Source organism: Serratia sp. D1N4 (assembly GCF_054552755.1).
The window spans coordinates 186,496-207,688 of sequence record NZ_CM137274.1 but is presented as its reverse complement, the minus strand read 5'-3'; the positions used below and the strand labels follow the sequence as shown (position 1 = coordinate 207,688).

18 protein-coding genes and 1 pseudogene are annotated in these 21,193 nt (G+C 49.3%); 9 read left to right on the top strand and 10 right to left on the bottom strand.

Annotated elements, in window-relative coordinates:
- Positions 1-118 precede the first annotated feature (118 nt).
- The 3 genes from ACX1CU_RS00905 to bglF form a co-directional block, all read right to left on the bottom strand.
- Positions 119-1,513, bottom strand: a complete 1,395-nt coding sequence (locus ACX1CU_RS00905; protein WP_459400799.1) for a carbohydrate porin — start codon at positions 1,511-1,513, stop codon at positions 119-121.
- A gap of 203 nt (positions 1,514-1,716) precedes the next feature.
- Positions 1,717-3,117, bottom strand: coding sequence for a glycoside hydrolase family 1 protein (locus ACX1CU_RS00900; protein ID WP_459400798.1), 1,401 nt, complete (start codon positions 3,115-3,117; stop codon positions 1,717-1,719).
- Between the two features lie 22 nt (positions 3,118-3,139).
- Entirely contained in the window at positions 3,140-5,011 is a 1,872-nt protein-coding gene (bglF, locus tag ACX1CU_RS00895) for a PTS beta-glucoside transporter subunit IIABC (protein WP_459400797.1), read from the bottom strand.
- Positions 5,012-5,629: 618 nt separating this feature from the next.
- Here bglF and ACX1CU_RS00890 point away from each other — a divergent pair.
- The gene (locus ACX1CU_RS00890; RefSeq protein ID WP_459400796.1) at positions 5,630-6,379 is read left to right on the top strand and encodes an NAD-dependent epimerase/dehydratase family protein; all 750 of its coding nucleotides are present in this window, start codon (positions 5,630-5,632) and stop codon (positions 6,377-6,379) included.
- Positions 6,380-6,569: 190 nt separating this feature from the next.
- Here the strand turns inward: ACX1CU_RS00890 and ACX1CU_RS00885 are convergent, their stop codons facing one another.
- Together ACX1CU_RS00885 and ACX1CU_RS00880 are read right to left on the bottom strand one after the other, a co-directional pair.
- On the bottom strand, positions 6,570-6,806 hold the full coding sequence (locus tag ACX1CU_RS00885) for a DUF4282 domain-containing protein (RefSeq protein ID WP_459400795.1): 237 nt from the start codon (positions 6,804-6,806) through the stop codon (positions 6,570-6,572).
- Between the two features lie 161 nt (positions 6,807-6,967).
- Positions 6,968-7,591 (bottom strand): histidine phosphatase family protein, encoded by a 624-nt coding sequence (locus ACX1CU_RS00880; protein ID WP_459400794.1) that lies wholly within the window; start codon positions 7,589-7,591, stop codon positions 6,968-6,970.
- Between the two features lie 282 nt (positions 7,592-7,873).
- On the opposite strand from ACX1CU_RS00880, the pseudogene ACX1CU_RS00875 reads away from it, so the two are divergent.
- Positions 7,874-8,116: pseudogene (locus ACX1CU_RS00875) on the top strand (alcohol dehydrogenase catalytic domain-containing protein); the annotation flags it as partial.
- Between the two features lie 61 nt (positions 8,117-8,177).
- Here the strand turns inward: ACX1CU_RS00875 and ACX1CU_RS00870 are convergent.
- The 5 genes from ACX1CU_RS00870 to ACX1CU_RS00850 form a co-directional block, all read right to left on the bottom strand.
- Positions 8,178-9,323, bottom strand: a complete 1,146-nt coding sequence (locus ACX1CU_RS00870) for a fimbrial protein (protein ID WP_459400793.1) — start codon at positions 9,321-9,323, stop codon at positions 8,178-8,180.
- 92 nt (positions 9,324-9,415) lie between these two features.
- Positions 9,416-10,564 (bottom strand): fimbrial protein, encoded by a 1,149-nt coding sequence (locus ACX1CU_RS00865; RefSeq protein ID WP_459400792.1) that lies wholly within the window; start codon positions 10,562-10,564, stop codon positions 9,416-9,418.
- Between the two features lie 194 nt (positions 10,565-10,758).
- The gene (locus ACX1CU_RS00860) at positions 10,759-11,460 is read right to left on the bottom strand and encodes a fimbria/pilus periplasmic chaperone (protein WP_459400791.1); all 702 of its coding nucleotides are present in this window, start codon (positions 11,458-11,460) and stop codon (positions 10,759-10,761) included.
- A 61-nt stretch (positions 11,461-11,521) separates the two neighbouring features.
- Entirely contained in the window at positions 11,522-12,067 is a 546-nt protein-coding gene (locus ACX1CU_RS00855) for a fimbrial protein (protein ID WP_459400790.1), read from the bottom strand.
- 120 nt (positions 12,068-12,187) lie between these two features.
- Complete coding sequence (locus ACX1CU_RS00850; RefSeq protein ID WP_459400789.1) at positions 12,188-12,568, bottom strand: winged helix-turn-helix domain-containing protein; 381 nt, start codon at positions 12,566-12,568, stop codon at positions 12,188-12,190.
- 1,760 nt (positions 12,569-14,328) lie between these two features.
- On the opposite strand from ACX1CU_RS00850, the gene ACX1CU_RS00845 reads away from it, so the two are divergent.
- From ACX1CU_RS00845 to ACX1CU_RS00815, 7 genes are all read left to right on the top strand, one after another.
- A complete protein-coding gene (locus ACX1CU_RS00845; RefSeq protein ID WP_459400788.1) occupies positions 14,329-14,493 on the top strand; it encodes a hypothetical protein in 165 nt (54 codons plus the stop codon).
- Between the two features lie 100 nt (positions 14,494-14,593).
- Positions 14,594-15,139, top strand: a complete 546-nt coding sequence (locus ACX1CU_RS00840; protein ID WP_459400787.1) for a fimbrial protein — start codon at positions 14,594-14,596, stop codon at positions 15,137-15,139.
- 61 nt (positions 15,140-15,200) lie between these two features.
- Positions 15,201-15,902, top strand: coding sequence for a fimbria/pilus periplasmic chaperone (locus tag ACX1CU_RS00835; protein ID WP_459400786.1), 702 nt, complete (start codon positions 15,201-15,203; stop codon positions 15,900-15,902).
- Between the two features lie 76 nt (positions 15,903-15,978).
- Positions 15,979-18,567 carry a fimbria/pilus outer membrane usher protein gene (locus ACX1CU_RS00830; protein WP_459400785.1) on the top strand — a complete coding sequence of 863 codons (2,589 nt, stop codon included), beginning with the start codon at positions 15,979-15,981 and terminating at the stop codon, positions 18,565-18,567.
- Positions 18,568-18,716: 149 nt separating this feature from the next.
- Positions 18,717-19,325: a helix-turn-helix domain-containing protein gene (locus ACX1CU_RS00825; RefSeq protein WP_459400784.1), complete on the top strand. Its 609-nt coding sequence runs from the start codon at positions 18,717-18,719 to the stop codon at positions 19,323-19,325.
- Positions 19,326-19,713: 388 nt separating this feature from the next.
- Positions 19,714-20,589, top strand: a complete 876-nt coding sequence (locus ACX1CU_RS00820) for a winged helix-turn-helix domain-containing protein (protein WP_459400783.1) — start codon at positions 19,714-19,716, stop codon at positions 20,587-20,589.
- Positions 20,570-21,028, top strand: a complete 459-nt coding sequence (locus ACX1CU_RS00815; RefSeq protein ID WP_459400782.1) for a hypothetical protein — start codon at positions 20,570-20,572, stop codon at positions 21,026-21,028. The genes ACX1CU_RS00820 and ACX1CU_RS00815 overlap by 20 nt, the downstream gene beginning before the upstream one ends.
- Positions 21,029-21,193: the final 165 nt, after the last annotated feature.

Here is a 21,193-nt window from a genome sequence, read left to right as displayed (position 1 = left end):
AAGCCCCAGCTTTCACCGGTTTTTGGCAGGAAACATCACTTAATTTTATGGATAACGCCGATGTGACCGCGAGTGGCGTAAGAAAATGAACCCACCTGCGGCTTCGCTCCACGCCCCATCAGAAGGTCACTACAGTTTTCAGCGCTGTCACCCATGCATCCTGGGTTTCACTCACGCCACCAGGAGCATGCCAGTATTGCAGGCCCGGCTGCAATTCCAGCCACGGCGTGGCTTTAAAGCGATAATACAGCTCCGCCGTCACTGAATGGCCCGGAACCTGATGGTAGTTCGGATCCTGATAGTCGGTGGCGTTGTTGAGCTGGTTCAGGTAACGCTGGTTGTCCTGATAACGATCGCTTAATTTCACCCGCGATACCCCCAGGCCCAGCCAGTCATCAGGGCGCGCATCGAACAGGCCACGATAGCGGATCCCGGTGGCAAGCGCATAGTGCATATAGTTGGAACGCTGATCGGCCAGGCTCATGCTGTAGAACAGGCTCAGGCCACGGTTGGCGTCGCCTTGGTGGCGCGTCACCTGTTGGTTGAAACCGGTGTACATAAACCAGGTTTGGCTATAGCTGCGGTAACCGTCAGGATCGCTGGCCCCTGGCCCGCCGGAGACGCCACGGTACAAATCCTGCTGATCGGCGTTGGTGTACAGCACGCCAAGGTTATATACCCCAGGCAACTGATTAACCGCCTGGGTCTTCAGTTCCAGTTCAACCGGTAACAGTATCCCTTTGCTGCCTTTGGTAGACCAGCTCCAGGCGTGGCTGCGGCTCGGTGCCTGCGGGTTCTGCTCGAGGATCCCGGTTTTAAGCGTCAGCTCATCGGTGAGTTTGTACTGTAGGCTGGTGCCCCAGTAATGTACGTTCCAGTTGTACCAGGTGAGTGAATTGGCCGATTTACCGCCACACAGCGACAGCGTCTGGAAATCACAGGGAATGATCTGATCGAAATCCTGCACCTTGTTCATCAGGCCGATGCGCCAATGCAGCTTACGATCCATAAAGCTGCGGCTAAAAGTCAGCCAGCCAAGCCGGGTGATGGACTGCCCACCATAGCTTTCCTGCGACAGATCGGTCGGATTAACCCGTGGGTCTTGCAGGCGATCGCGCGTCAGGTTGTTATCGTGGTTACGGTTGACGATGTTGCCTTCAATCGCCGCGTCGGGAATTCCCGTCCATTGCTCCAGATCCTGGCTGAACGTCAACGCAAACTGATCGATATACGACGCCTGTTTATCGTGGTTGTAACCGCCACCGGCGTTGTAGGAAATCTGGCTGAGATAGCCAAGGTTATAATGGAAACCGTGGTCTTCCAGAATCGGCCTGATCCCCAGCATCTCTCCCAACAGCCCTGCCTGTGGCGGTTCAAATCCCAGGGCAACGCCCTGCCACTGCGGGGTTGACGCCTCAGCGTCTTGGCTGCTTTGCAGTGTCTCTGCCTGCGCACTGCCACCGGCCAGCAATAGCGCCGCCAGAGTCAGCGCATGAGGTATGGAATATTTCATTATTAACTTTCTCCGTATGCCAATATTCCCAGGTACTGACTGCGGGCAACAGCATTCCCTGGGTACAAATAACCCATAATGAACAACAAGATGTTTTCGTTATTTATTGAATAACTCGCCCTATGGACTCACACCGCGCTTAAGCGCACGATGCTTAATATGATGTTCCCTCTCCCACCGGGAGAGAGGGAGTTTAGCGATGATTACTTGGCTTTCAGACTGCTGCCATTGCTGCGGATCACATCACGATACCAATAGAAACTCTTTTTCCGGTGGCGCTCCAGGCTGCCGTTACCGGCGTCGTCGCGATCGACATAAATAAAGCCGTAGCGTTTCGACATTTCAGCCTTCGAGGCGCTCACCAAGTCGATCGGCCCCCAACTGGTGTAGCCCATCACCTCAACCCCGTCGTCGATCGCCTCACCCACCTGCACCAGGTGATCGTTAAGATAGTTGATGCGGTAGTCGTCGTTGATACTGCCGTCGGCTTCGAGGCGATCTTTGGCCCCCAACCCGTTTTCGACGATAAACAACGGTTTCTGATAACGGTCATACAGCACGTTGAGCAAGTAGCGCAGGCCAATCGGGTCGATCTGCCAACCCCATTCCGAACTGGCCAGATGCGGGTTCGGCACCATATTGAGGATATTGGCACGCGCGGTGTTGTTCTGTTCCTCGTCGGTGGTTACACAGCCGCTCATGTAATAGCTGAAGGAGATAAAGTCGATGGTTTCACGCAGCGCCTGTTTATCTTCACTGGTGATTTCCACCTGGATACCGTTTTCGCGGAAGAAACGCTGCATATAGGCCGGATAGGCACCGCGCGCCTGCACATCGCCAAAGAACAGCCAATCGCGGTTCTGCCGCTGGGTTTCCAGCAGGTCTTCCGGTTTGCAGGTCAGCGGGTAGAGGATACCGCCCAGCAGCATATTGCCAATTTGCCCACCCGGCACAATCTCATGGCAGGCCTTGACCGCTTTGGCACTGGCGACCAGTTGATGGTGAATCGCCTGATAAATATCACTTTTGCTGCTGTCTTCCGGCAACCCGACGCCGGTGAACGGCGCGTGCAGCGACATATTAATTTCATTGAACGTCAGCCAATGTTTCACCTTATGTTTGTAGCGTTCAAACACCGTGCGGGCATAACGCTCGAAGAAACCGATGGTTTTACGGCTGGCCCAGCCGCCATATTTTTGCGTCAGGCCATACGGCATTTCGTAGTGAGACAGGGTGATCAGCGGCTGAATACCGTATTTCGCCATCTCATCAAACAGCCGATCGTAAAACGCCAGCCCGGCTTCGTTTGGCACTTCCTCATCGCCCTGCGGGAAGATGCGCGTCCAGGCAATCGAAGTGCGCAGGCACTTAAAGCCCATTTCGGCAAACAGCGCGATATCCTGCGGATAACGATGATAGAAATCGATCGCCACATCCTTGATGCCGCTGTCACCCGCCACGCGCGGCGTCAGCGCACCGAAAATCCCCTGTGGTTGCAGATCCGAGGTTGAAAGGCCTTTACCGTCCGTCAGATACGCACCTTCCACCTGATTTGCCGCGACCGCGCCGCCCCACAGAAAGTGTTCTGGAAATTTGCTACTCATTGTCTCTCCTCAATGATTCTGATTAACGTAATAAAGTCAGTAACGATGCCTGTTCCTGCACCGGACTGTGGCCGTTGGTCAGCACGTCAACGTAGTCATCGCTGTTGCTGATGATGATCGGCGTCGTGGTGTCAAAACCGGCGGCGTGAATGGCGGCCTGATCGAACTCGATCAGCAGATCGCCTTGCATCACGCGATCGCCCTCTTTGATGTGCGCGGTGAAATGCAAGCCATCGAGTTTGACGGTATCAATACCGACATGGATTAACAGTTCAGCCCCCTCATCCGATTCAATGCCAATAGCGTGCTTGGTCTTGAACAGCGACACCACGTGGCCATTAACCGGTGCCACCACCCGCCCCAGGTGCGGTTTGATCGCTACCCCTTTGCCTAACAGACCGCTGGCGAAGGTGGCATCATTGACCTGTTCCAATGGGATGATGTCTCCGGCAATCGGGCTGCTGACGAATTGCTTACGGTTAAGTGGCGTCTCGGCCAAGGGTGCCACCTCTGGGGTTTCCTCTGCGGGTGGCGTGAGGCCAAACAGGTAACTGGCAATCGCGGCAAACAGGAACGACACCAGCGTACCGACGATCGCGCCCCACACCGTGGCATCAAAACCTCCGGCCGGGATGATCTGGGCAAAGGTGAAAATGCTCACCAAACCAAACGAGTAGACCGCACTGTGGAAGTAACCGATCACCGCCCCACCGAGAGCACCACCGATACAGCCGAAAATAAACGGCCGCTTATTCGGCAACGTGACCCCGTAAACTGCCGGTTCGGTAATCCCGAAGATACCGGCGCTGACGGCAGATCCCGCCATAACGCGCAGTTTGGCGTCGCGAGTGCGCAGCATCACGCCCAGCGTGGCCCCCACCTGCCCCATCACCGCGGGCAGCAAAAGTGGCGACATAGTGTCACGCCCCAGCACGCTCAGGTTGTTGATCATCAGCGGCACCAACCCCCAGTGCAGGCCGAAGATCACGCAGACCTGCCACATCGCCCCCATCACGGCACCGGCAATCACCGGGTTGAAGGCATAAATGGTTTGATAGCCATGAGCCAGCAGGTGGCTTAGCCAGGTCGCTGCCGGGCCAATCAGCAGGAAAGTCAGCGGAACGGTCACCACCAAGCACATCAGCGGTGTGACAAAGTTACGCAGCGCACTGTGGATCACCCGGTTAAACAGCGGCTCCAGGCGGCAGGAAACCCAAGCGGCAAAAATGATGGGGATCACCGACGAGCTGTAGTTAATAAAGGTAATGGGAATACTGAGAAAATGCTCCGCCTGCGCCCCCGGCTGCTGTGCCGCTTGGAAGGCCGCCATCATCAAGGGATGCGTCAGTGCGCCGCCAATCGCCATGGTCACGAAGACATTGCCGCCGAACTTTTTGCCCGCGGTATATCCCAGCATGATCGGGAAGAAGTAGAACAATGCGTCGCTGGCCGCAAACAACAGTTTGTAGGTACCACTGCCGTCCAACATCCAGCCGCAAGCCAGGCTCAGCGCCAGGAAACCTTTCAGGATCCCAGAAGCCGCCATCACGCCGAGCAGTGGCGTGAAAATGCCGGAAATAACGTCGATCAACCGGCTGAGCAGGTTCTCTTTTTTACCCTCATCGTCCTTGGCTGGGGCCTCATCACCGAATTCGGCCAAGCTATTCACTGCCTTATAGACTTCCCCTACATGGTTGCCGACCACCACCTGAAACTGGCCGCCGCTTTCCACCACCATGATAATGCCGGGGTTTTTCTTCAATGTTTCAGCACTAGCTTGGCTGCCATCACGTAGCTTAAACCGCAGGCGGGTGGCGCAATGCACCAGGCTTTTCACATTGTCGCGGCCACCGACGCCGGCCAAGATCTCACTGGCTAATTCCTGATATTTCATAAAGGTATCCTTAACACTCAGCTCTGCCGATTCGCCTCCACGGCGAGGGCCAATCGCCATAGTGGAATTCAGCGCAAAAAAAAACCTAAACCTCATTGCCTCTGATCCCAACAGGGGAATACAGAAGCGTGAGGTTTAGGTTTTGCCTGCCGAAACAGTGACAACCCTAAATCGGCTGAGCTATGACGGTAACATTCCGTTTTTCAATGCAGCAAGACTTTCCGCCACAAAGTTGCCGAACTGTGATCCAGAATACAAAACGCAGCATGACGACATATGCAAAAAAATCATTAACATCTCTAATTAGATGTACTAATGTAATTCATAGTAAGTATACATTTGACTTGAATATTTCACATCGCCAAAAGCAAAAAAAATATATGTATAACATGATATTAATCTTAGCCAGAGCTTTTTATCGTTAAATTTTTTTATTCGACGATCCTGTTTTTCAACAGGAAAACTCTTAAATAACAGTCTATTTCCGCAAATGAATCATGGGAATAGTCTTAAATTTTAGACGTGATACATCAGAAAAATTAATTAAAATGTGGACAAAAATAATCAGCAGTATTATTAATGATGCCCTGCGTATTTGTTTTAGGGACAGCCGTAACCATGGCTTTACGTACAGAGATTGGGCGGATTTTAATCACCGGCGCAGGCGGCCGGGTTGCAATGGCTTTCAGGCAATTGGCTGCCGACCGTTATCTTTTTCGGCTGGCAGAAAAAGAACCGGGTCTACTGACCGATGTGCGCCCCGATGATGAAGCGCTGGTGTTTGACATCACCGATATCCAGGCCTGCCGCATCGCTTGTACCAATATCGATACCGTTTTACATCTGGCGGCCGATCCTTCACCCAATGCGGATTTCTGTACCTCACTGATGAGAAACAATATTCTTGGCACATTCAATATTTTCCGGGCGGCAAAAGATGCGGGCTGCAAGCGCGTGGTCTTCGCCAGTTGTGCGCAGGTCGTTGAGGGCTATCCGCTGGATTATCAAGTGCGCCCGGCAGATGCGCCGAAGCCAAAGAATCTGTACGGCCTCAGTAAGGCCTTTGGGGAGGGGATTGCCGCCTATTTTGCCCATCAGGAAGGGCTTTCGGCACTGTCGGTGCGGATTGCCAACTTAACGACGCTGGCGACCAACCAACGCATCAGCGCCCGCGACATGAGCGCATTTCTCAGCCATCGGGATGCGGCCAATCTGCTCGATCGCTGCATTCGGGTAGCGGATGTACAGCATGCCGTGGTGCATGGCATTTCCAACAATCACTATAAAAGGCTATCGCTGGAGGAAACCACGCACCTGCTCGGTTACCATCCCAAGGATGATGCGTTTGCCCTACACGGTTTTACTTAAAGATAGTGATTGATTCACTCCGGTAATAAATTGGGGTGAACCCGGCACGCAACATCAGCTGATGATGATTAACAGCCATATTATTCGTAATAACATTAATGATACAAAATGGATAATGGATAAAAGCCAAGGCGGGCGAGAAGAAATAACGCCAACGCCGGGCTATTCCCGGCGCTGATGACGTACGATATTACGGTTTTTCGGCAATTTTGCGCAGGTACTCGTTATTTTTAAACGCAATAATAACCATTTCAAAGCAAACGCGGGTGAACACGCCACCGATGATCAAGCCCAGCAGGCCACGGAAAAATTCGCCATAAATCATCAGCCCAACGCCGCCGACGACAATCCCCAGTAAGCTGAGCCAATAAACGAAAGTGATGATTTTTGGCGTCAACATCGCCTCAAAAAAGAAAATATTTTTCACAGTGTGTTTTCCCTCGTTAATATTCAATTTCCCAAGAAAGGCAAAGGTGCCTCTCACTGCCACAAGCAGTGACCAAATATTAATAATCTTTTCCGAATTTTACAAAGAGTAAACGCATCAATTAAAAGAAAAGCGTCTTTCGATACACTCTGTTGAAGTCGTCAAATAGGTGCCGGATGCAACGATCGCAAATGTGTCGCCACGCCCCAGCTTTGCAATTGCAGCCGCCCATGACTCGCTTCAAGCACGGAATAGCCACAGCTGGGGTGGCCGTATTTGCTGATATCCTCCATCCAATCACTGCCCTTCAGTTGCCAAATCAGCGCCTGCAATGCATGGCCATGCGTCACAACGCCAAAGGTGCCGCGCTGGGAAGGAGGAAACCCCTGAAAGAAAGCGACCATTCGCTGGGCAACGTCCATTGCCGATTCGCCTTCTGGGGCTGCGGCCGTCGGCTCACCGGCAAAAATACGCGAAAAGGTCTCGGGGTGATTACGCATCGCCTGATGATAGGGGTGGCCCTGCAGGTAACCAAAGTGCTGTTCATATAATCGCGCATCGCTGCTGACCTCACACTGGCAGTGTGCCGCCAATGCCTGTGCGGTGGTCATCGCCCGCCCCGAAGGCGAGCTGAAAAATTGGGTAAAGGGAATGTCTTTCAGCGCGGCCATCAGCGCCGCAATCTGCCGGTGCCCATGTGGCGTCACCGGGCTATCGAGCTGCCCCTGGATGATCCCTTCCCGGTTCCATTGTGATTCTGCATGCCTGATAACGATAAAGCGCATATCTTCCCTCTCGGCCCGTCGTCCTGAGCGGTAACTATAGACCATCGCTAGAGGCTAACGCGGGCAACTCCACCCTGTACGCCATGAATCAGACTACTCCTACGTTTTCTGGCTATTGCGTGAATCCTTTCGCTGTAAAGCCCTATCACAGCTTATGAGTTCAGCGCATAAGCTCATGCTGATTACTCTGACTATTCTTAAGGATAACGCGCTGTTAACCTTGACTGATTAACGTCAAACCCTGCGCGTTGTCTGCGCACCCCGATCCGAAGAGGCATCAACATGTCGATGAATGTACTTGGTTACGCTGCCATGGCAGCCAAAGAAGCGCTGGTTCCACATCGCTTTATTCGCCGCGACCCACGGGCCAACGATGTTGTGGTTCAAATTCTCTACTGTGGCGTTTGCCACTCTGATCTGCATCATGTGCAGAATGACTGGGGCAGAGCGACCTATCTACTGGTGCCAGGCCACGAGATTATTGGCCAGGTGATCGCTGTCGGCGCTGGGGTTTCACGCTTAAAGGCCATCCCGAACCCGGCCAACAACGCCTTCCCGGCCTCATTTCGTTAATGCGGCAAAGCCTTCAGTAATAATTAATCAGAAAAACCGTCTTACCATCAGCACGCCCTGGAGTGACTTGCGCATTTTGTTGTATATAGCGGGCAGCCAGTGGAATTCTCACCGTACTGACACCGCTGTTCGAAGGCGTATAGGTCATGCCGTTAAAATTAAAGGGGATAGGCGTTCCTGATGCCTCACCCCAGCCGACTTGTATCCCTACGCCCGTGGCTGCGGTGCTACTGTCGGAGGAATTGACCGCCATAATCCCGTTAGTTGCATCAAGAACCGAAGTTGTCGGCTGCATGGATACCTTCAGAGTATTGGCGGTAGGTGCCGGAACAGTCTGTCCTCCCGCATTAGTGATGGTGATTTCATTACTCGTACCGTAGTAACCGTAAAAACGCGGGCAGTCCGTTAATGTAATTGAGGCATCCACCCATGGCGTTGTGGAGCCTATCTGCCGGAAATAGTTGTGGGTCTCGTAAGTTCCTAAAGAGACGTTCACATCAGGCGTAGTACAGGTTTTTGACACCACATTGACGGTGCCACTGAATTTGATTGTCGCCATCGTCAGATCGGGTGGCAGGTTCAGCACACCGGTGTTGTTGGTAACTGCAGATACCACGGTAGGGAAATTGGCCCCATTGATCGAACCCGGCGTGATATTGCCAATTTTTATCAAGCCAAATGAGAAACTTGTGTCGATATTATAGGAGGCGGTCTTACCTACGGTGCCGGTGGTACCATAGCTCTGTACAACGTACGGAGTCGGCGCTATTCCCACTGAGCCTTTCCAGATAACAATCCCGACACCCGCCACACCGCTTGCATACACATGAGTAAACTTACTGTTAGTCCAACCTGATAACGCCGTTGGTGCGCTGAGTATTTTCAAATACTTGTTGAAAGAATATACGCCTGACGAAGTTGGGGTACAGATAATAACAGGCTGGACCGTGGGTTTAAAATAGCCAGTATAGAGTATGGTGCCATCAGGTAAGTCCGGGCCCGCAGTGATGTTAGCCGGTGTTAATGGCAATGTTGCCGTAATAGCGGCGGGTGACGAACTGGCTAATTCGCAGTTCCCCGCAGACATGACGGACGGGCTTATCACTATACTTAAAGCAGCCGTAATAAACCCAATAAAATTTCTGGTTATATTCTTCATCTATATAAATTTCCTAACTTATTTAATTCTGTCGAATAACGCTGAGCCTATCGGTGGTGGCCCTACTTAATTTTGGTGTTGTATATTATCGATTAATAATAATTAATCAGGAAAACAACTTTGCCATTCGCATGGCCCGGTGTCGGGTTTGCCGCCGTTTGAATATAGCGAGCGGCCAATGGAATACGTAGGGTCGGGCTACCGTCTTTCGGCAGCGTCATCGGGTATTCTGATGCAAAGTTAAACAGGGTCGGCGTTTGGCTGCTCTCTCCCCAACCAAGCTGTATCCCGACGCCTGATGCCGCCCCGGATAACGTCGAATCGAGCGCCATAATGCCATTGCCAGAATCAGTGACCGTGGTGATCGGGGTTAGTCTCACGCCAATGGTGTTATTGAGTGAAGTGGTTACGTTACTGGTTCCCGTGCCGTAATCCATTAGCAACGTCGTATTGGTGTTGTTATAAAAACCGTAGAATCTCGGGCAATTGGTCAGGGCAATTGAAGCATCAACCCAAGGCGTGGTGGTATTTAACCCACTGAAATCCTCATTGAGATTATACGTCCCCATGGCAACAGAGACGTCCGGGGTCATACAAGTTTGAGTTGATACCGTCAGGTTACCTTGAAAGCTGACATTATAAAACGTAAACGGGAACCCGGTTACCGTTGCCGAACCAGTATGGCCATACGCCGCAGGTTCAATACTGCTCCTGATACTCGGGATGTTTGCACCGCTAAAAGTATAGTTCCCTGGCGTAATAGGACCGGTTTTAATTAATGAGATATAACGTATTGAACCCGCGAAATCATAGCGCCCGCCTAGCTCTGTGGTTACCTGCTTAATTACTTTTTCCACATCAGCAGCAATCATTCTGGTTGTTGTTACGGGACTGCCATTAGAATCTCGTGAAATGACCACACCTATGCCCGGAATATTGGTCTGATAAACTGCACCAGCAAATGGGCCGGTCGTCAAACCGCTGAGGGGGAATGGCGTATTGGTAATCACCGTTGAACTGTTGTACCAGAATGATTTGCCGACATCGCTTTGTGCCCATGTACACGGCATAGGGATCATTTTCATCACCCAGGTTCCCTGATAGAGAATCGTCCCCACGGGAATATCGGCCCCGGCAGAAATCGCCGCTGGGTTCAATGGCACGGCTTCAGTTTGCGTTGAGCCAGCAGCGAACGTACAACTCACGGTGGCCCAGCTACTGGAACTGATAACGCTCAGCATTAATCCACTCAAAAGGCCCAGGGTTTTATTTATCGAACATTTCATAAGTCATTGCCCTCTTTCTGGCTCTTTATGCCGTTCTTACCAGAAAGGAAAATAGTGGTAATGCGTTGGTCATTGATCGACGTAAATAACTCGCGTTGCTCGCCCCGCAATACGCCAACAACCTTTTGGCTTGTCGAATGGACTGAACATTATTTAATCAGGGCATCAAAGGTATTTACCGCGCCATAGTCATTAACAAAGGTGCCGGTTATCTGATTACCGGCTGTGCCGGGCAGAGCAAACGTCTGGGTCGCGTGCGGGGCGATCATATCGCCTTCAATTTCTTTCCCGTTCACGTTCAGGCTGACAAAAGACACGTAAAACGGCGTCGGGTTTGAGGCCAGTACGCTGTTGCCTTGGGCACGCCAGGTCACGGTTTTTGCGGCATCATTGGCATTGCCTGCCAGGCCCGCCGGACGATAGAACATCTTGATGCGCGAGCGGAAAGCCACCTGCAGCAGGTTCTCATCGGCCTTGGCCTGTTTCTTCGCTGGCACTTCCAACACGTTCAGCCAGAATATCGACTCCTTGTCGCTCGGCAGTGTGCCGCCGGTATAGCTGATGCGCAGGGTCTGGCCTTTGCCCTGCTCCACCCGGTTCATCGGCGGCGTCAGTACAAACGGCACCTGAATAGCGGCAGGTTTGGCCGTGGTATCCCCGGTATCAATCCAGCTCTGAATCAGGACCGGCGACGGGCCGACATTCGTCAGTTTGACACTGACCTCTTTGGTATCAGACGGATAAATCACCCGGGTTCCGGAGATAACCACACTGGCCAGACTCTGGGCACTGAACAACGCAACGGCAGCCACGCTGAGCGCCTGCAACCTGTAACACGAGAAGAACGACATAAAAGACTCCTGGCAAACCGGTAAAACGGGAGGAGAATACTCTCCTCCCCGGCGCTCTTACTTATTTGTACTGAATGGAGTAAACCACGTTGCTGACTACCGTACCGGCGGTGGTCTTGCCATCGGCATAGTATTCAACGGCATACGGCAGGGTGGCGCTGCCGGTTGCAACATCAACGTAGGTGGTGTTGACTCTCTGGTTGCTGTTGCCCGCCTGAATCGGGGTCTGAGAGGCGGTAGAGGCGTCACGCAGTTGCAGGCTGACGTTGGTAGCACCGCCGCCCATGTTTTTCAGATGGCCGGTGGCCTGGTCAACGGAAGCCCCTGCTTCGAAGAAGGCGGAAGCCGTTTTCAGGGTGCCTGCACATTCGGTCAGCGCCATGGCAAAACCGGTACGGCCTGCAATCTGCGTGGCCGCAGTCAACTGGTTGGTCCCGATGGTTGGCAGGATCACGGTGGCATCAGCTGCCTGGCCGTCGACAATCACGTTACAGGTTGTCGCCGTCAGTTCACCTTTAAAGGTGATCGTGCCGGTAGAGGCCGCCTGAGCCATACCGACAGAGCCTAATACCATAGTCAGAGAGGCAGCGATTGCTAACTTTTTCATATATATTCCTATTTACTCACTAGTGTTGTTAAGCCATTTTAATAATAATTAAAACAGCAGGATGACATCCATATCCCACGAGTCGATTTATATTATCGCATTGATAATGGTATGGATTTTTTAATAAAATAAAGGTGTTACCACATGGCCATTTGAGGAGTAACCGACTCCCTTTACATTGACAATAAAGTCATCTGGCAGACCGACTACGTTAAGTTTCGCTCTTAATTCTTTAATCGCCTGCCACAGGCGTTGACTGGAGGAAGAAATATTGTTCCTCTCCCAGATGTTTTCGAGCAGTTCCTCTTTTGATAATATTTTATTCTTGCCATGCTGGTTCAATAAACAGACCAACAGTTCCATGGTGATATCATTTAACATTACTGCACAAAACAGCATGGTTTTTTCCGTTTTCTCCGTATAAATACGGACAAGTCTACGGTTGGCAATATCAAGCTGAATATCATTATCAATAAGGAACCCGTAAAGATTATTCTCCATATAATTTCTCAAGATATAGGCGGGACAAACTCTTGTGAAAAATTACCACTCCGTTTGATGCTCTATTATAGAATCAGATTGATCTGAATCAACCCAGCTCACTGGCTAAGGGAGCGAGGACGGCATCAAAGGAATGTGGTTTTTATCACTTAACGATAAACATAAATCAGCATCTTTAACTAAATTTCTGCTTCTTTATAGTCTGCAATGTTCATATTTCATTATAAAACCTTGGGTAGTTTTAAATTCTGTTTTTCCCATCAAAACAAGTAAAAAACCTGTTCAACATTAGGCTAACGCTTATGGCACCGCTGTTCTTCAGTGCATATAGCGCATGTTGCCTCTGTTTCACTCTTGTCTTGCTGTTGAGATAAATGTTAGGAAAAAACTCAGAAATAGCCTAATGAACTCTTCTTATTTCTTTTTAATAAAACAACTGTGCCAGGCAGACTTTCCGGCATAGCCACTCATCATTCAAGAGAAAAAACCCCACAGAAAAAATTAATATGTTGTTTTTATTGAAATTTATTTTTATTAAGATTTTTGGGTTGGTCAGAAAAAAACAAGTAAACAGTTTAAATAGGAAAGTGCTCATCAGACCGATATAACATCTGGTGCCACGATGCCATTTTCTCTCAGTGTCATTAAAAAACCCCTGTTTGCAGCGTTCCACCACCAAAAAACGCTCCCCAATGTCGACACCAATAGGATAAAACCAGCCTGTTGCGTGCATATTACCCTTCGCAATGCCTCTCTGAGTCCATTTATATCAATCAGGGTCATCCCCACCCCGGTATAAAAGAGCTGCCCAACCGGTTATTCCAGAAAAACGACTGAACAACAGCAGCACTAAAACAAAAAATGGCTCAGTTCATGATGTTTTAGTGTGTTCACCCGAAAGTAAGAACACCCCCCTATTCCCTAATGGATAAAAGTAAGCTTCACAAACCAATAAACAAGGCATTTCCTATTTAAATTATTCTCTTGCCAATCCCCCTGACCTAAAGAAATCTTAATAAAAACAAGCAACAAAAACATATGATTCCATTAGAGTATTTTTTGAGATAACTTTCTATTTTCACTCCCGAAGGGGCGCTTTACGACGGATTTACTGGTTTTATTAAAAAGAAATAAGAAGAGTTCATTAGGCTATTTCTGAGTTTTTTCCTAACATTTACCTCAACAGCAAGACAAGACAGCAAGATAAGATGGAAACAGAGGCAACATGCGCTATATGTACTGAAGAACAGCGGTGCCATAAGCGTTAGCCTAATATTGAACAGATTTTTTACTTGTTTTGATGTGAAAAAAAGAATTTAAAACTACTTTAGGTTTTATATTAAAATATCAACACTGCAGGCTATTAAAAAACAAAAAAACAGTTGAAGATGCTGGCTTATGTTTATTACTAAGTGATAAAAACCACATCTCTTTGATGCCGTCCTCGCTCCCTTAGTCGGTGAGCCGGGTTGATTCAGATCAATCTGATTCTATAATAGAGCATCACACGGAGTGGTAATTTTTCACAAGAGTTTGCCCTGCCTATATCTTGAGAATTATATGGAGCGTAGTCTTTACGGGTTCCTTATTGATAATGACATTCAGCTTGACATTGCCAACCGCAGACTTGTCCGTATTTATACGGAGAAAACGGAAAAAACAATACTGTTTTGTACAGTAATATTAAATGATACCGCAATGGATTTGTTGGTTTTTTTATTGATGCATCATGGTAAAAAAAAGCATTATCAAGAGAGGAGTTGCTCGAAAACATCTCTTTTTCCAGCCAGCACCTGTGGCAAGCGACTAAAGAATTAAGAGCAAAACTCAAATTAATTGGTTTGCCAGACAGCTTTATTGTCAACGTAAAAGGTGTTGGCTATGCCATAAATGACCATGTGGTAACGCCGTTGTATTACCAATAAATATTATCGTGTTACCCACATGAGAATATGAATGTCCCCCCTGCTGTTTTAAGCATTATTAAAATGGCTTAACAATACTAGTGAGTAAATAGGAATATATATGAAAAAGTTAGCAATCGCTGCCTCTCTGACTATGGTATTAGGCTCTGTCGGTATGGCTCAGGCGGCCTCTACCGGCACGATCACCTTTAAAGGTGAACTGACGGCGACAACCTGTAACGTGATTGTCGACGGCCAGGCAGCTGATGCCACCGTGATCCTGCCAACCATCGGGACCAACCAGTTGACTGCGGCCACCCAGATTGCAGGCCGTACCGGTTTCGCCATGGCGCTGACCGAATGTGCTGGCACCCTGAAAACGGCTTCCGCCTTCTTCGAAGAAGGGGCTTCCGTTGACCAGGCCACCGGCCATCTGAAAAACATGGGCGGCGGTGCTACCAACGTCAGCCTGCAACTGCGTGACGCCTCTACCGCCTCTCAGACCCCGATCCAGGTGGGTAACAGCAACCAGAGAGTCAACACCACCTACGTTGATGTTGCAACCGGCAGCGCCACCCTGCCGTATGCCGTTGAATACTATGCCGATGGCAAAACCACCGCCGGTACGGTAGTCAGCAACGTGGTTTACTCCATTCAGTACAAATAAGTAAGAGCGCCGGGGAGGAGAGTATTCTCCTCCCGTTTTACCGGTTTGCCAGGAGTCTTTTATGTCGTTCTTCTCGTGTTACAGGTTGCAGGCGCTCAGCGTGGCTGCCGTTGCGTTGTTCAGTGCCCAGAGTCTGGCCAGTGTGGTTATCTCCGGAACCCGGGTGATTTATCCGTCTGATACCAAAGAGGTCAGTGTCAAACTCACGAATGTCGGCCCGTCACCGGTCCTGATTCAGAGCTGGATTGATACCGGGGATACCACGGCCAAACCTGCCGCTATTCAGGTGCCGTTTGTACTGACGCCACCGATGAACCGTGTGGAGCAGGGCAAAGGCCAGACCCTGCGCATCAGCTATACCGGCGGCACACTGCCGAGCGACAAGGAGTCGATATTCTGGCTGAACGTGTTGGAAGTGCCGGCGAAGAAACAGGCCAAGGCCGATGAGAACCTGCTGCAGGTGGCTTTCCGCTCGCGCATCAAGATGTTCTATCGTCCGGCGGGCCTGGCAGGCAATGCCAGTGATGCCGCAAAAACCGTGACCTGGCGTGCCCAAGGCAACAGCGTACTGGCCTCAAACCCGACGCCGTTTTACGTGTCTTTTGTCAGCCTGAACGTGAACGGGAAAGAAATTGAAGGCGACATGATCGCCCCGCACGCGACCCAGACGTTTGCTCTGCCCGGTAAGACCGGTAATCAGATAACCGGCACCTTTGTTAATGACTATGGCGCGGTAAATACCTTTGATGCTGTCGTGAAATAAACCGCCAACATACATAAATATATTTATTCAACATTGTAGCCATTACTCAGGGAACAAGTTCTTGAAGGAATTTTATATGTCAAAACATTGGCAATGTGGCATCCAGAGTAGGCTTTCCCCTCTGGCCATCGCTATCTTATCGACTTTTTTCGTGGGCAACGCCAGTGCTGAAGTTGTGGTTAACCCGCCAAAAGAGCTGGCAAAGAATCTGGAGTTTGATGCTTCTTTCCTGAATCTTGATGATAGAAAATCGGTTGACCTCAGTCGCTTCGCAAACGGCTCTTCGGCGCTGCCTGGGGTGTATAAAACCGCTTTGTATGTTAACAACCAACTCGTGAGTAATACCGATATTGAGTTTAAGCCGCGGGAAGATAAATCTGTCTATCCGTGCCTGACCAGCGAAATCATTAAAAATATTACGTTCAATTACGAGAAATTGCCTGCAGATTTTCTAAGCCAACAAAGCGGTGGTGAACTGTGTATCGATCTGCAGCGTAAGCTGCCACAGGCACAGGTCAACTACGACAGTAATGAACAGCGGCTGGATATCGTTATTCCCCAGGTTTATATGCTTAACGCCGCTCGTGGTACCGTCAGCCCTGAATTATGGGATCGTGGCGTCCCGGCGTTATTGCTCGGCTATAACGTCAATGGTTATACCAGCGAATCTCAAGGTAATACTTTCAGCTCAATATTCGCCGGAGTGAATGCCGGGCTGAACGTGAATGGCTGGTATTTACGGCATAATGGTTCCTATAACTGGACAAATAACGGGCAGAAACAATACAGCAATATCAATACTTATCTGCAACGCGATATTCCGCAGCTTATGGGTCGGGTGCTAATCGGGCAAGCCAATACCCCTGGGCAGATTTTTGATACCTTGCCGTTCTCCGGTATTCAGTTAGCCAGCGATGAGCGGATGTTGCCGGAATCCCTGCGTGGTTATGCGCCGGATATCCGAGGAATTGCCCGTACCAACGCCCGCGTTACCGTGCGGCAGAGCGGGCAGGTGCTGTATGAAACCACCGTAACGCCAGGGGAGTTCCTGATCAACGATCTGTACCCGACCGGGTACGGTGGGGATTTGGACGTCACCGTGCGTGAGTCTGACGGCACTGAACAAACGTTCCGGGTCCCTTATGCGTCGGTCGCGCAACTGCTGCGCCCAGGATCATCACGCTATGCCATTACCGCCGGTGAATTACGCAGCGATAATATCCGCGATAAACCCACACTGTATCAGGCCACTTACCAACGTGGGCTGACCAACGCCATTACCGGTTACGGTGGTCTGCAAGTCAGCCAAGACTATTATGCGTTGCAGTTGGGCGCAGCGGTCGGTCTGCCGGTGGGAGCAGTGGCTTTCGACGTAACCCAGGCTCGCACGCACCTGGGGAAAGGCCCAGTGGCGGATGATAGCCGGTATAAACCAGATAATAGCCTCAGCGGGCAAAGCTATCAGCTGAGCTATAGCAAGATGATCAATGAAACCAACAGTAACCTGTCGTTAGCAGCGTACCGCTTCTCTACCAGTGGTTATATGGATTTCATGACCGCGATGCAGACCCGTGATGCGGTAGCGAAAGGTTTTTCACCTGATTCCGTGTGGCGAGCCAAAAATCGATTCACCGTTACCGCTGGCCAGGGGTTGGCCGAGGGTTGGGGGCAGTTGTATATCAGCGGATCGGTACAGAACTACTGGAACAAAGAGGGTATCGAGAAGCAGTACCAGGTGGGTTACAACAACAACTATAAAAGCCTGTCGTATGGCATCAGCATCAACCGCAGTTATTCCAGCCTGGGAACAACCCAGACTAACTATCTGCTGAGTTTCAGCCTGCCGTTGGGCCGTAATGACCAGATCCACACGCCTCAGTTGCGCATGGATTTGTCACATGACAACAGTGGACGTAATGGCCAGCAGGTTAGCGTGTCTGGTACGGCCGGGGTGGAAAATCAGTTGAGCTATGGCGTCACGGCGATGAATGCCAATCAGGGCGTGGGTTCCAGCGGGTCATTGAGTACCAATTACCGCAGCCCGTTCACAGCGCTGAGTGGAGCTTACAGTACGGGCAAAGGTTACCAGAGCGTTTCTGCCGGGCTTTATGGAACGGTGATTGGCCACTCTGGCGGTGTGACATTCACGCCATATACGTCAGACACCTTCGCTCTGGTGGAAGCCAAAGGCGCACAAGGTGCCAGCGTATCATCTTATCCCGGCGTCAGAATCGACTCGCGCGGCTATGCGATAGTGCCTTACCTCAATGCCTATCAGATGAACGAAGTCAGTATCGATCCGAATGGTATGCCAACAGACATTGAACTGGATAACACCAGTCAGAAGGTAGCGCCGTATTCTGGTGCGGTGGTGAAGGTGAAATATGATAGCAAACGGGGCATCCCGATCCTGATCATGACAACCTATCAGGGAGAACCCGTGCCGTTTGGCGCCAACGTTGTGGACGAGAAAGGCAATAGTGTCGGCTCAGTAGGGCAAGGGGGCCAACTGTATGCGCGCGTGGCTGTAGAACAAGGACAATTGCGCATCATATGGGGCGAAGGCAGCGGCATGCAATGCAGCGTGCGGTACAGATTGCTGCCACAGGCGAAAGGCAGCCAGCAACAACTGATGCAGCGCTTCGACTCGGTCTGTCAGCCATAAAAGATAAGCCGTGCATGCTGGCGAGCCAAAGAGGTCGCCAGCATGTGGCGCCTTATTTCTGGAGAGCACCTCTTCATTATTAATTAGTACAAGCTTTAACACAGGTAATAAATCACAAGGAATACTTGTATAATATCAAGGAGGTTTTTATGGTTGTTTATTTGATCACTGATGATAATTACTTTTTTATCGGCTTGCGGGCAGTTTTAAACAAAGAGTTTTGCACCCTCAAGTTAATTTCTCACAAAGATGCTTCATCTATTGACAGCAAAATAAAACATGAAGCCAGTGCGTTTGTTTTTCACACTTCACAATATGATTATTTACCCTATTCCCTGTTTTCGTTTATGAATCATAGAGGTGGAGTTGTTATTATCTCTCCTAAACACCTCATTAAATTCTATTCAAGCTTTAATTTTGGCCACGTCATCAATGAAAAGTCAGAGATAGAAGATATCAGCCAGGCTATTTCCAGCGTGTTACTAGGAAAAAAAATTCACCCTTACAATAATATAAAACTGACAAACAGTGAAAAAAACATACTATTGCATATTATGAACGGCCACAGCACGGCTTTTATTAGTGACTTCTTAGATATTTCAATCAAAACGGTCTATACACACAAGAGGAATGCACTGCATAAACTAGGCGCACGTAAAATTACTGATATTATCAGAACGCGAAAACCTATAAATAACCCTTCATTTATAGAAGATATGTCAATGTTTTTGACGGTTCAAAACAGGCTTCGTTTATAATCCGAGGTTGCCGGTTGCAAAGTTGAAAACATACTCTGGTAATCAACAGGGTTTGTTGACATATTGCACTGGTGAATACAATGACCTTGACTAACGCGCATAACTTATACCTCAGCGCCGTACTCAATCATAAAGTGCCGTGATTATTCCATAGGGTAGATAAGGTAGGCTTCACACTCGCTCATCGCCCTCACCTCCTATTTTTTTCACCCGAATATAATACATGCGATAGGAACCATCTGAATATGCGGTTAAGTTGCTCCAAAAACCTGCATAATACGAAAATCTTTTATTAAAATGCTAGTTCAGCATGTGGTAAGTTCACACTTTCAAGCTACAATAATAATTAGTAGTGCGAAAAATCCTAAAAACAACTACGTGACTGAAAATGAACAAAAAATTCATTATTAATAAGTCTATTTTTTTCTATCCTGATGAACATCGATTAGTCCCAGCAGATGGGAAAGGCTCAGAAAGCACGCTCAACCTGCCAGCCAGCAGATGCTTGCTGCTGCTCTTGCAAAAGCCAAATACCGTTATTAGCCAACAAGAATTCTTTAAGCAGGTATGGGAAAACCAGAAACAATACGTCACCACCAATGCGTTCTATCAAAATATTTCTTTGCTGCGGCGAGGACTGAGATCTGCTGGATTACATGGCAATATCATTCAGACCGTGCCAAAAGAAGGGATAAAGTTTTCTGGCACAGTAACATTTGTTGAAGAAGAAATAGAATCTGACTTCGTCGCTGAAGAAACAGAATCTAAACCACCTACAGCCCCCCATAAGGTAGAAGATGAGGTAGAAGAAAAACCTGAGGAGGCACAACCTTTAGCAGACAGTGAAAAACTATTTAGAAATGGAGTGATGGCGTTACTGTTCAGTAAAATAAAACAACCATACATGATAATGCATCTCATTATAGTCAGTGCTTCACTTATATTCTTTTGGCTTACTTGCCAGAAGCTGTACCACAATGTCACGCGCACATTGAACTACTTCTCTGCATACCACCAGATTGGAGAGGCTAACCAGTGTTTGGTATTTGCAAAAACACCAAAAATGCCAAACAGCAACGGGTATTATCTTTCCTTTATGAACGAAAAAAAGATCTCGTGTGAGCCCGGTCAGGTGGCTTATATCACCGCCAATACAGCGAATACCCGAATGTCAGTCCACATCTGTAACAAAAATTCGTCGGGTATCTCTTCGTGTTTAACACATTACTTTTTCGAATATAACAATGATGAAAAAATATCGTAAGCCCATGTTATGGCCAGTATTCTTTGCGGTTATTTTTTCACCACTGCTGGCAAACTCTCTCTATAACTATCAAAACAGCCACTTCACCTGCTGGAATAAGGCTTATCTCCACAACCGTGACATCACCTACGATGCCTTGACCACATATTCAGTGATGGGGAACTCTGGGCAATTCAATTTTTTAGGGCAGCTCAGTGAATCAGGTAAAAAAGCCTTGTACATAGAACAGCCAATTCCCTTTTTCTTCACCCAGGATCAGGACCAGTCGTTCATGGTCTTCACGCCAGCGACGATCGCCGATTCGGTGAAAAAACTACTGGAACCGATGGGCAGAAGGGAAAAGAAATGGAGTATGCCGATTGATACCTATAGGGAAGGCAGAAAAATGATGGTGCTGGAATCGGATGGGATTCCGATTTATGTCTGTACCAGGATCTGAGCGGCTAAATTCATGCAACCTCTGTAATCATCAAGAAAACGCCCTGCAATACCCGTTGAGAAAACAGGAGACTATACCCAGAATAATTCGAGTTGCTTGTAGACGGCCAGTCTGCGAGTCGCCAGGAGCATAGATAACTCTGTGACTGGGCGCCACCAACACCCA